We start from the raw sequence: 12,579 nt of genomic DNA on the forward strand, positions 1-12,579 counted from the left end.
TATCCTTTACATATAGGTTTTTTATAGAAATTCAACTACCGGTTTTTTATCAATTTTTTCTACATCAGCAATTTCATCCTTCTCTTTGAGATAGATTAATCTTACTCCTTGTGTAGACCTACCCATAACTCGGATATCCGATATTGGAATACGGATGATGATTCCAGACTTTTTAATAATCATTAAATCATCTTGTTCCTTTACATGTTTTATAGAAATTAAACTACCTGTTTTTTTAGTAATATTTATGGTTTTTATACCTTTTCCTCCACGATTAGTAATTCGATAATCTTTTAAATTTGATCTTTTTCCAAATCCTTTATCCGAAACTACCAAAACATTTCCTTTTTCTTCTTCTTCTACGCATATCATTCCAATTACAATATCATATTTTTTTAAATTAATCCCTATTACTCCAGAAGAAGTTCTTCCAGTTTTACGAACATTATTCTCTGAAAAACGAATAATTCTTCCACTTTTTACAGCAATAAACACATGACTTTTACCCTTAGTTAGGATTGCTTCTAATAAGGAATCTCCCTCTCGAATGATAATTGCCTTAATTCCATCTTTTCTAGGACGTGAATAGTTCTCTAAAGAAGTTTTTTTAATAATTCCTTTTTTAGTTACCATCATAACATAATGATTTTGAACATATTTTTTATCTGTAAGATTTCCAGTTAATATATAGGCATTTACTTTATCATCTTTTTGTATATGAATCATATTTTGTATAGCTCTTCCTTTAGAAATTTTTGATCCTTCTGGTATTTCATAGACTCTTAACCAAAAACATTTTCCTTTTTCTGTAAAAAAAAGTAGATATTGATGATTAGTAGCTATGAGAAGATGATTTAAAAAATCCGATTCTCTAGCACTAGCCCCTCTATTACCTACCCCTCCTCTTCCTTGACATTTGTATTCTGATAAAGAAGTTCTTTTTATATATCCAGCATGAGAGATAGTCAGTACTACCTGTTCGTCATCAATAAGATCTTCTATGTGTACTTCATTTCCTAAATAATCGATTTTTGTACGACGTCCATCTTGATATTTTTCTTTAATATCTAAAAGTTCTTTTTTAATAATTTTCATTCTGATAGAATGTTTTAATAAAACATTTTCCAAATTTTCTATATTTTTGACTAATTTTTCATATTCTCTTTTAATTTTATTAATTTCTAAAGAAGTAAGACTTTGCAAGCGAAGATCTAAAATAGATTTAGATTGATTTTTAGATAGTCTAAATTTTTTAATAAGTCTATCACAAGCTTCATTATGATCTTTAGATTTTTTGATTAATTCAATCATTTGATCTAAATGATCTAATATTTTTAAAAATCCCATCAAAGTATGAACTCTATCTTTATATTTTTTTAATTCGTATTGAGTACGACGAATAATAACATCCTGACGATGATCTACAAAATGTTGGATCAGATCTTTAATATTTAGTTTAACTGGTTTTCCATGAACTAATGCAATATTATTAACATTAAAGTAAGTTTGTAAAGAAGTATATTTGAATAAATTATTCAATAATACATTAGAATTTGTATTTTGTTTAAGCATATATACTATGCGTAATCCATTTCTATCAGATTCATCACGAATTTGATAGATACCATCCATCTTTCCTACTTTTATTAACTCTACAGTTCTATTAATCATTTCTGATTTATTTACTTGATAAGGAATTTCATCTACAATGATACATTGTCTACCCTTAATTTCTTCAAAATGAACTTTTGCGCGTAATACAATACGGCCTTTTCCAGTATGAAAGGCTTTCTTTACTCCATCGTATCCATAAATAATTCCTCCTGTAGGAAAATCTGGTGCTTTAATATATTCTATTATTTGTTCTATAGATATATTATTATCATCAATATAAGCGCAAATTGCTTTAATAGTTTCTTTTAAATTATGAGGTGGAATATTGGTAGCCATTCCTACGGCAATTCCAGAAGATCCATTAATTAAAAGATTGGGAATTCGGGTAGGTAATACCGTAGGTTCTTCTAGAGAATCATCAAAATTAAGTTTCATATCCACCGTATTTTTTTTTATATCCGATAACATTTCTTCAGATATTTTTTTCATTCTAACTTCCGTATAACGCATTGCTGCAGGTGGATCCGCATCTAATGATCCGAAATTTCCTTGTCCATCTATTAAAGGATAACGAAGTATCCATTTTTGAGACATCCGAACCATAGTATCATAAACAGAAATATCTCCATGTGGATGGTATTTTCCTAGTACTTCTCCAACAATACGAGCCGATTTTTTATAAGTATTTTTAGAAAAAATTCCTAATTGGAACATTCCATATAGAACTCTCCTATGTACAGGTTTTAATCCATCTCTTGCATCAGGAAGTGCTCTGGATACAATAACAGACATAGAATAGTCTATGTAAGAAGATTTCATTTCGTCTTCAATATTAATAGGAATTAATTTTTCTCCCATTTTTTTATATAGTTAGTTGTATTATTTAGTTATTATAAGTATTATATTATAAAGTAAGTAAGTAAAGGAATATCGATACTTAATATATAAAAAATATTAATCAATTAATAAAAAAAATAAATGTTTATTTTTTTTGTAAAAAACTTTCTTTGATTAAAGAATAAGGAACTTGACAGTTATAAGAACAAATTCCGATTTTTTTTAATAAAGAAAATTGAATTTTATTTTTATCATTTTTTTTATCATGTTCCATAATAAAAAAAATTTGATCAAATTCTGAATTATATATTTTTTTAATTGGATACAATCTAGAAAGATTCGATTTTATTTCTTGATAATCAGTTATAGATAATCCATTTATTTTGTAAGAAATCCAAGATTCATATATCATTCCCATAGCGATTGCTATACCATGTAAAAGTGTTTCTTTTTTAGAATTTAGAAAATAACTCTCTAAAGCATGACCTATAGTATGTCCAAAATTAAGAATTTTCCTTAATCCTTTTTCTTTAGGATCTTTTTCTACAATTTTATTTTTTATCAATATAGATTGATAGATTAAATTTTTCCATTGATTTTTATCCTTATTCATTTGGTATTTTTTCATATCAATCCAAAAACTTTCATCTGCTATTAACCCATGTTTAAACATCTCTGCCATACCTGAAATAAATTCTTTTTCAGGAAGAGTTTTTAAAAAAAAAGGATCAATGATTAAAAATTCTGGACAATAGAAAGAACCTATTTCATTTTTAATAGATTCTAAATTAATTCCAGTTTTATATCCTATAGATGCATCTACCATACCTAATAACGTTGTAGGAATATTAATAAATCGAACTCCTCTTTTAAACACAGAGGCAACAAATCCACCAATATCTGTAATAACTCCCCCTCCTAAATTAATAATTAAACTATTTCTATTTGCCTTCAAATTTTCCAAATATTTCCATATTTGAATACATGTATAAATATTTTTTTCTTTTTCTCCTGGTTTAATTTTAATAATGTTAGATTTTTCTAAAAAATTTATATGATGGAAAAGTATTGGAAGACAATGAATATAGGTACAATAATCTACTAGAATAAATGTATTTTTTATGGTATTAATATGATTAAGTAGATAATTTTCTAATTTTTTATAAGCTTCTTCATTAAAGAATATAATTTTTTTATTATCACAAAACATAAAAATAAAATCGTTTTTTTATACTTGATTAAACAAAATTAACCAATTTATTAAAAAATCGGAATAAAGATTATTATAATCAAGATCAATACATAAAGTTTTTTAATCAATAAAGTAAAATATTTGGTATAACCAATAAGTTATAAAGATAAAAAAAACGATTATGAAAAATATATTTGGACCCCATCCTAAAATATTAATAAATTTGAATAAAAATTCCATAAAAAAATATAATGTTTTTAATTAAAAATAAATATTTAAACTTTTATTTTTAAAAAAAATGGAAATATTTTATTTTTCTTTAAAGTTAATAAGAATATCATATTCAACATAATAAAATGTCAGATATTTGGGATTTCTTTCAACATTTGTTCAATCCTAGATGGATTTTTTTCTATTTTGGAAATACAGCTTTATTTATTCTTTTAGCCATTGTTTTTGCAGAAACAGGGTTTTTTATCGGTTTTTTTTTACCAGGAGATTCCTTATTATTCACTGCTGGAATATTCGGAGAAAATTTATGCAAAAATTTTTATCATGTTCCATTTTTCGTAATTATTTTAATTGTTGCATGTGTAGCTATACTTGGTAATATCCAAGGATATTGGCTGGGATATAAATCTGGAAATTTTTTGTATAAAAAGAAAGATTCCTTTTTTTTTAAGAAAAAACATCTTATTATAGCAAAATTATTTTATAATAAATATAAAACAACGGCACTTATCATGAGTCGTTTTCTTCCAATACTTCGTACTTTTGCCCCCATTGTAGCTGGTGCAATACGTATTAACTTTAAAAAATTTATGATTTATAATATTATTGGAGCTCTTGCTTGGACTTTTTCGATAATGTTAGCTGGACATTACCTAGACAAAAGGTTCCCAGAATTAAAAAATCATCTGGAATGGATTATTTTGTTGATTGTTCTAATGACTACATTCCCAATATTACTTAAATTAAAAATAAGAAAAAAGAAAAAACTCCTTATATAATTTACCTAAATTTTATGAATTCTTTTCAAGAAAAAAAATTTTTTTAGAATATGACTACATTGATTTTTCATAATTCCAGATAAAAATTTTGTTTTTGGATGCAATTTTATCCCTGTATATAAAAATCCTATTTTATAATTTTGTGCTCCACAAACTACTCTCCCAATTTGAGATAAAAATAAGGCACCTGCACACATAATACAGGGTTCAATAGTTACATATAAAGTGCATTCTCGTATATATTTTTTACCTAAAAAATTAGAAGCTAAGTGAATCCCTAACATTTCTGCATGTGCAGTGATATCACCTAAAGTTTCGGTTAAATTATGAGCTCTAGCTATGACTATATTTTTATAGGTAATTGCAACTCCTATAGGAACTTCCTTTTCGTGAAAAGCGATCAAAGCCTCTTCAAGAGCTATTTTCATAAAATAAAAATCTTTTATTATCATTAGAATAAAAACTTTATTTTTTTATATTATTTTTGTTTTCTTCTTGAGATTCTTTTTTATTACTGATAGGATCCGTTTTTTTTTCTTCAGTAGAAGTAGTAGTAGTAATACGAGAGTGTTTTACTCTAGCTATAAGAGTATTTGTAGGATGTAAAATGGTATATTCTTTTGTATATATATCTTTCACTGTAATTTTTTCTCCTATATCTAAATTACTAATATCCAATTTTATATATTCTGGAAAAAAAGAAGGAATAGCTTTTATTTTTAATTTTCTAATCGGAGAATAATATTCTCCTCCTTTAGAAACACCAATAGGTCTTCCAAAAGTTTTTACAGGAATTTCTAATATAATAGATTTTTTTTGATCAATTTTACAAAAATCAGCATGCAATATTTTTTCACTAATAGGATCGAATTGAATTTCTTTTTGAACTGCATTTATATTATTTTCTCCTTCTATTTGAATGTTTACCCAATGTATTTTTGATGTATATATTAAATTTTTGAAACTTTCTAATGAAGTAGAAAATGGAATGTTAATATTCTTTCCATATAAAATACAAGGAACTTCTCCGGAAGATCGAATGGATTCAATAGATTTTTTTCCTATATTTCGTTTTTTTCCGTATATATTTATATATTGCATATTAAATTAAATTATAAATTTTTTACTTATAGATTCGTCATTATGTACAGATTTCATGACTTCTGCAAAAAGTGGAGCACAGGATAATATTTTTATTTTATATAGTTTATTTTTTATTATTTTTAAAGGGATAGAATCAGTAATTACCAATTCTTCAATAGATGAATTCCTTATTTTTTCATATGAATTTCCTGATAAAACTGGATGAGTTGCTATAGCACGTACACTTTTAGCTCCTTTTTTTTTGATTAAATTTGCTGCTTCTGTTAAAGTTCCAGCTGTATCTACCATATCATCTATGAGTATGATATTTTTTTCTTTCACATTTCCAATAAGATTCATAAATTCTATTTCATTTGCTTTTTTTCTTTCTTTATAACAAATAACTACATCTGTTCCTAAATAACCAGCATAACTCCTAGCTCTTTTTGCACCTCCCATATCTGGAGAAGCAATGGTAATTTGGTCCATATTTAATTTTTTAATATAATCAATAAATATTCTAGATGCATATAAATGATCAACAGGAATATCAAAAAATCCCTGAATTTGATCTGCATGAAGATCCATAGTCATAACTCTAGTAGCTCCTGAGGCAACCATTAAATTAGCTAAAAGTTTTGCTGCAATAGGAGTTCTTGGTTGATCTTTATGATCTTGTCTTGCCCATCCAAAATAGGGGACAACAAGTGTTATATTATGAGCAGATGCCCTACGTGCTGCATCACACATTAAAAGTAATTCCATCAAATTATCTACTGGAGGGTAAGTAGATCCAATCAAAAAAACTCTTGATCCACGAACAGATTGTTCAAAACATGGGGTATATTCTCTATCACTAAATTCCAAAAAACGAATTTTTCCAAGTAAATTACCATAATAATAGGCTATTTTTTCTGATAATTTTAATCCACTTCTTGTAGAAAAGAAGAGTACCTTTTGATTCATAATTATATTTTTTTATGCAAAAATACTTTTTAAAGATGAAACAATATTTAAATTTATTAAGAAACGTATTAAAAAATGGAATAAATAAAATGGATCGTACTGGTATAGGGACGAAAAGTATATTTGGATATCAGATGAAATTTGATTTGAAAAAAGGATTTCCTCTTTTAACTACCAAAAAATTAAATATACGGTCTATTATCTATGAATTATTATGGTTTTTGAAAGGAGATACAAATATAAAGTATTTAAAAAAAAATAAAGTATCTATTTGGAATGAATGGGCTGATAAAAATGGAGATCTAGGTCCAATATATGGATTACAATGGCGGAAATGGCCTACTTATGATGGTCGTTATATTGATCAGATAGTAAATCTTATAGAAGAAATAAAATTTAATCCTAATTCAAGACGTTTAATAGTTTCTTCTTGGAATGTAGGAATGATTCAAAATATGGCATTACCTCCCTGTCATTTACTTTTTCAATTTTATGTTTATGAAAAAAAATTATCGTTGCAATTATATCAAAGAAGTGCAGATATTTTTCTTGGATTACCTTTTAATATAGCTTCTTATGCTTTATTTCTTACTATGATAGCTAAAACGCTCAATTTTAGAGAAAAAGAATTAATTCACACTATAGGAGATGCTCATGTATATAATAATCATATAAAACAAATTCAACTTCAAATACGTCGGACCCCAAAACCATTGCCAAAAATTATTTTAAATTCTTCTGTAAAAAATATTTTTCAATTTAATTTCGAAGACTTTGAATTAAAAAATTACAATCCTTATCCTCATATAAAAGGGGACGTAGCTATTTGATCAGTTTTTTAGTAACTAATTTTGAAAATAATCGTAATTATTAGATAGGGATATAGTTATTATTTTTTATATGAAATTTTCATTAGTTTTCTATAAATGAATAGATATTCATTTTAATAACACTTTTATTAATAAAATTGGATTTACATTTAGATAAATTGATTCCATGGTAATTATAAAAATATATTTTTTTAATATTTGATAATCCAATTATTATTATTTGAAGTTTTAATTTTTCAAGAAAATAATTTTTATGTTTATCAATTTTTTCAAGTAATTTATTTTCTACTTTTCTAACTATAAAGGTTTCATGCAAGGTATTCAAAGCTTTTTTAAAATCTTTTTTTTGAATTATGGCTGATATATTTTTTTCCGTAGAACCTTGTGATATCGCTCTTACATGAATTCTATTTTTTCCTAAAGAAGAAAATATTTTTCCACTGGTTACATGAATATTTTTTATAGTATCTCCTACTAGAGCAATGATACAAAAATCATATTCTATTTTTAATGGATCGATATATTTTTGATATATTTCTTTAGAAAATTCCCTATTTATTACCCTTTTTGCTTTAAGGATATCCATTTCATGGATACCTGTAGTAATGAAATGTTCTGAAGAATTTTTGATTATGAAAATTACATTTATTTTTTCACGTGATAAAACTTCAAATAAACGTTTGGAATAACTTGATATACCTATCATTCCACTAACTTTAAGAGTAAATAAAACTAAATTATGAATGCCAGAAATACCAGTAACTAGTTGACGTATTTTTTTTTTTTTACTAATATGAATTAAAGTTCCTGGATCTATTGGATAAAAGGTATTTTTAATTTGTATAGGAATATTTTTTTTCATAGCTGGTTGTATCGTTGGAGGATAAATGACTTTTGCTCCAAAATGCGATAATTCCATTGCCTCTTCATAAGAAATTTCTTTTATAGGAAATGCTTGATGAACCATTTTTGGATTCGCTGTCATCATTCCACTTACATCAGTCCATATTTCAAGTAAACTCGCAGATATTGCAGAAGCTAAAATAGCTGCAGTATAATCAGATCCTCCTCTTCCAAGAGTAGTTGTTTGGTTTTTTAAATTTGATCCTATGAAACCTGGTAAAACCACATATTCTGATTTTTCTTTACGAAAAAATTGAAGAATATGGTGATTACTTGTAATAAAATCTACTTTTGCACATCCAAATTTGGAGTCTGTAATAATTAACTCCCTACTATCTTTGAAAATTGCATTTAATCCGTATTTTTTTAGTTTTTTTGCAATAATAAAAGAAGAAAAAAGTTCACCAAAACTCATAATTTCATCTAAAGTACGTTTGGAAAGTTCTTTTACTTTAAAAATACCGTGACATAAACTTTCTAAATTATTGATATTTTTTTTTATCCAACTAATTAAATGACTTTGATAGTAGATAGGAAATAACTCTCTGATAATATTAAAATGCCGAATTTCTATTTTTTCTATAATATTTTTATAAACATTATTTCTTTCAGAAGCTAATTTACTACATTGTATTAATTGATCGGTGATATTTCCTAATGCAGATACCACGATAGCATATTTTCCTTTTGGTTTTTTTTCTAATAAAGAACAAATACGTTTTATGGAATCAGAATGAGCGACGGAACTTCCCCCAAATTTTAAAACTTGCATTTTTTTAATGAATTAGTTAATAATTTTACCTTTTAAATATTAAAGGTGATGAAAAAAAATAATGATAAAAAAGTAGGAGTAATTTTTTTTAAAATCCATTTTATTCATTTAGAATTCCTATTTATTTATTAAACTTTTTTTTCAATAAAAATATTTCATAAAATTAGTAAATATAAAATTCTAAAATACCTAAAAATATAAACATTTTTTGGAATCATATTTGTTATATTGTTAATAAAAATCGTGTAATTTTTATATTATTATTCTATTTTTTGATAAAAAAAAATGAGAAATAAATATATTACTTTAAATTTGTAAAATTAGAATGTTCGTTTTTTATAAATATGAATCAAAATATAAAAAAAGTATGCACTTAACTTTTTATGAAAAGGAAAAAATTATTCTACATATGGCTGGAGAATTAGCAAAAAAACGTTTAAAAAGAGGATTAAAATTGAATTATCCTGAATCTGTAGCTTTTATCACTCATTATGTTATGGAAGGTGCACGTGATGGAAAAACAGTGAAAGAACTTATCTATGAAGCTGGAAATATTCTTCACGATGGTCAAGTGATGGATGGAGTATATGAATTACTTCATAATATTCAAATAGAAGCTACTTTTCCTGATGGAACAAAATTAGTAACTATACACAATCCTATTAAAAAAATACTGAAAAAAAAATCAAATTTCATTCCAGGACAATATAAACTTCTTCAAGAGGATATTTCTTTATTACCTGGTAGATCTCGTATAAAAAGAATAGTTTCTAATATGGGAGATCGTCCTATACAAATAGGATCTCATTTTCATTTTTATGAAACCAATATTTATCTTCATTTTGATAGAAATGGAACTAAAGGATATAGACTCGATATACCTTCTGGTAGGTCTATCCGTTTTGAACCAGGAGAAACAAAAGAAATTTTTTTGGTAAAAATAGGAGGTCTCAAAAAAATTTATGGTTTTTCTGGAAAAGAAAATACGAAAATATGAAAAAAATAGATAGAGAATCTTATGCCAATATGTATGGACCTACAAAAGGAGATAAAATTCGTTTAGGAGATACGTCTTTATGGATTGAAATTGAAAAAGATTATACCATTTATGGAGATGAATGTATTTTTGGAGCAGGAAAAGTTATCCGAGATGGAATGGGACAACATCCATTAGTAACGAACAATGAAGGAGTTTTAGATTTAGTATTAACTAATGCCGTGATTATTGATTATTGGGGGATTGTAAAAGCAGATATTGGAATAAAAAATGGAGTGATTGTTGGGATTGGAAAAGCAGGAAATCCATATTTTATGGATGGAGTAACTCCAAATATGTATATTGGAGTGGGGACTGAAATAATCTCTTCAGAAAAGATGATTGTGACAGCTGGAAGTGTAGATAGTCATGTTCATTTTATATGTCCACAATTATTTGAAGTAGCATTAGAAAATGGAACAACAACTATTGTTGGTGGAGGATCCGGTCCTACTACAGGAACTATAGCAACTAATTGTACTTCTGGAGTATGGAATATTCAACGAATGTTAAAAAGTACCGATCACATTCCGATAAACTTTGTTTTTCTTGCGAGTGGTAGCAGTTCTAATCCTGAAGCTTTAATTGAACAAATAAAGGCTGGTGCAGGTGGATTAAAAATTCATGAAGATTGGGGAAGTACTCCATATGTTATAGATCAGTGTTTAGAAGTATCGGAAAAATTAGATGTACAAGTTAATATTCATACAGATTCCTTAAACGAATCAGGTTATGTAGAGGATACCTTAAAAATATTTAAAAATAGAACCATTCATACTTATCATACAGAAGGTGCAGGTGGAGGACATTCTCCGGATTTATTGAAAGTTATATCTTATTTGAATGTTTTACCATCATCTACAAGTCCAACTATGCCTTATACTTATAACACTGTTGATGAGCATTTAGATATGTTAATGATATGTCATCATTTAGATTCTAATCTTCCAGAAGATATTGCTTTTGCAAAATCACGTATTAGATCTGAAACGATTAGTGCAGAGGGGGTATTACATGACATAGGAGCTATTAGTATGATCAATTCTGATTCTCAAGCTATGGGAAGAATTGGAGAGATAATAAAACGTACTTGGCAAACGGCTGATAAAATGAAAAAACAGAGAGGATCTTTAAATAAAGATTCTCATAAAAATGATAATTTTAGAGTAAAAAGATATATATCTAAATATACCATAAATCCTGCTATTACTCATGGAATTTCAGAATATGTTGGGTCAATTCATCTTGGAAAAATGGCAGATTTAGTTTTATGGAAACCGTCTTTTTTTGGAGTCAAACCGGAATTAGTAATCAAAAGTGGAATGATTGTCTACGCCAGCATGGGAGATCCTAATGCTACTATTCCTACTCCTCAACCATTTATGTATCGTAAAATGTTTGGTTTTTTTGAACCAAAATTGAGTAGTATTTTTATTTCTATCCATGCGATAAACGATGGATTTATAGAAAAAAATGAAATAAAAAAGCAACTTAAAATAGTAAAAGGATGTCGGATTTTATCTAAAAAAGATATGATATTAAATGGAGTGACTCCAGATATAAAAATAGATCCAAAAACCTATAGCGTTTATATAGATGGAGAAAAAATAAGATCCCATCCATCGGATATTTTACCTCTTTCTCAAAGATATTTTTTATTCTAAATTTTATGAATAGATAAAAAAAATACCCAGAGCGGGATTCGAACCCGCATGATTTCAAATCACTGGATTTTGAGTCTAGCGCGTCTACCTATTCCGCCATCTGGATTCTTTAGATATCTTCTATTATTTATTAAAAAAAAATAGTATTAAACTATTTTTTTTTCTATTTTTTTATGTATATCTATATGATATAAAAAATTAACATAATATCAAAATATAGCGTATAAATGATCTTTAATAAATAAGTTTATGTATTATAATTTTTGATTTTTTTAAAAAATTTAATCCATCATTTTTTTCGGAATATTTATGTAAATATACCACTCTTTTAATTTTAGATTGATGAATCAATTTACTACATTCTTTGCATGGAGAATGTGTAATATATAAATACGAATCTTTACAAGATTTTGAAGAAAAAGCCATTTTTAATATAGCATTTGCTTCTGCATGTAAAACATACCATTTAGTATTTCCATTTTGATCTTCACATATATTATCAAATCCACTTGGAGTTCCATTATATCCATAGGATATAATCCGATGATTTTTTACTATAATAGCTCCTACTTTTTTATTTTTACAATAAGATAATTTAGAATATTTTATGGCTTTATTCATATAAATTATATCCTTTTTTTTATAAATTTCACAATTCATTATAAAATATTT

11 protein-coding genes and 1 tRNA gene are annotated in these 12,579 nt (G+C 26.3%); 4 read left to right on the plus strand and 8 right to left on the minus strand.

Annotation, left to right across the window (positions count from 1 at the left end):
• Positions 1-21: 21 nt before the first annotated feature.
• Positions 22-2,472 carry a DNA gyrase subunit A gene (gene gyrA / locus BLBCPU_RS02295; protein WP_014246390.1) on the minus strand — a complete coding sequence of 817 codons (2,451 nt, stop codon included), beginning with the start codon at positions 2,470-2,472 and terminating at the stop codon, positions 22-24.
• Positions 2,473-2,596: 124 nt separating this feature from the next.
• Positions 2,597-3,661, minus strand: coding sequence for a 3-dehydroquinate synthase (aroB, locus tag BLBCPU_RS02300; protein ID WP_014246391.1), 1,065 nt, complete (start codon positions 3,659-3,661; stop codon positions 2,597-2,599).
• A 338-nt stretch (positions 3,662-3,999) separates the two neighbouring features.
• On the opposite strand from aroB, the gene BLBCPU_RS02305 reads away from it, so the two are divergent.
• The gene (locus tag BLBCPU_RS02305) at positions 4,000-4,653 is read left to right on the plus strand and encodes a DedA family protein (protein WP_014246393.1); all 654 of its coding nucleotides are present in this window, start codon (positions 4,000-4,002) and stop codon (positions 4,651-4,653) included.
• A 5-nt stretch (positions 4,654-4,658) separates the two neighbouring features.
• Here the strand turns inward: BLBCPU_RS02305 and BLBCPU_RS02310 are convergent, their stop codons facing one another.
• From BLBCPU_RS02310 to BLBCPU_RS02320, 3 genes are read right to left on the minus strand one after another with little or no spacing between them, the layout of a single operon-like run.
• Entirely contained in the window at positions 4,659-5,105 is a 447-nt protein-coding gene (locus BLBCPU_RS02310; protein ID WP_014246394.1) for a nucleoside deaminase, read from the minus strand.
• Between the two features lie 13 nt (positions 5,106-5,118).
• On the minus strand, positions 5,119-5,754 hold the full coding sequence (locus tag BLBCPU_RS02315) for a 50S ribosomal protein L25 (RefSeq protein WP_014246395.1): 636 nt from the start codon (positions 5,752-5,754) through the stop codon (positions 5,119-5,121).
• Positions 5,755-5,760: 6 nt separating this feature from the next.
• Entirely contained in the window at positions 5,761-6,702 is a 942-nt protein-coding gene (locus BLBCPU_RS02320; protein WP_014246396.1) for a ribose-phosphate pyrophosphokinase, read from the minus strand.
• 35 nt (positions 6,703-6,737) lie between these two features.
• Here BLBCPU_RS02320 and BLBCPU_RS02325 point away from each other — a divergent pair, with 35 nt between their 5' ends.
• Positions 6,738-7,532, plus strand: a complete 795-nt coding sequence (locus BLBCPU_RS02325; protein WP_041178612.1) for a thymidylate synthase — start codon at positions 6,738-6,740, stop codon at positions 7,530-7,532.
• Between the two features lie 82 nt (positions 7,533-7,614).
• Here the strand turns inward: BLBCPU_RS02325 and BLBCPU_RS02330 are convergent, their stop codons facing one another.
• A complete protein-coding gene (locus BLBCPU_RS02330; RefSeq protein WP_014246398.1) occupies positions 7,615-9,207 on the minus strand; it encodes an aspartate kinase in 1,593 nt (530 codons plus the stop codon).
• A 367-nt stretch (positions 9,208-9,574) separates the two neighbouring features.
• Between BLBCPU_RS02330 and BLBCPU_RS02335 the strand changes: the two genes are divergently transcribed.
• Together BLBCPU_RS02335 and ureC are read left to right on the plus strand one after the other, a co-directional pair.
• Entirely contained in the window at positions 9,575-10,204 is a 630-nt protein-coding gene (locus BLBCPU_RS02335) for an urease subunit gamma (protein ID WP_014246399.1), read from the plus strand.
• Positions 10,201-11,907 carry an urease subunit alpha gene (gene ureC / locus BLBCPU_RS02340; RefSeq protein WP_014246400.1) on the plus strand — a complete coding sequence of 569 codons (1,707 nt, stop codon included), beginning with the start codon at positions 10,201-10,203 and terminating at the stop codon, positions 11,905-11,907. Before BLBCPU_RS02335 ends, ureC begins: the two co-directional genes overlap by 4 nt.
• Before the next feature lie 23 nt (positions 11,908-11,930).
• Here the strand turns inward: ureC and BLBCPU_RS02345 are convergent.
• A tRNA-Leu gene (locus BLBCPU_RS02345) sits at positions 11,931-12,013 on the minus strand.
• A gap of 128 nt (positions 12,014-12,141) precedes the next feature.
• On the minus strand, positions 12,142-12,567 hold the full coding sequence (locus BLBCPU_RS02350) for a deaminase (RefSeq protein WP_014246401.1): 426 nt from the start codon (positions 12,565-12,567) through the stop codon (positions 12,142-12,144).
• Between the last annotated feature and the right edge of the window lie 12 nt (positions 12,568-12,579).

The sequence above is a fragment of the Blattabacterium sp. (Cryptocercus punctulatus) str. Cpu genome (assembly GCF_000236405.1).
In the GTDB taxonomy this organism is placed as follows: domain Bacteria; phylum Bacteroidota; class Bacteroidia; order Flavobacteriales; family Blattabacteriaceae; genus Blattabacterium; species Blattabacterium punctulatus.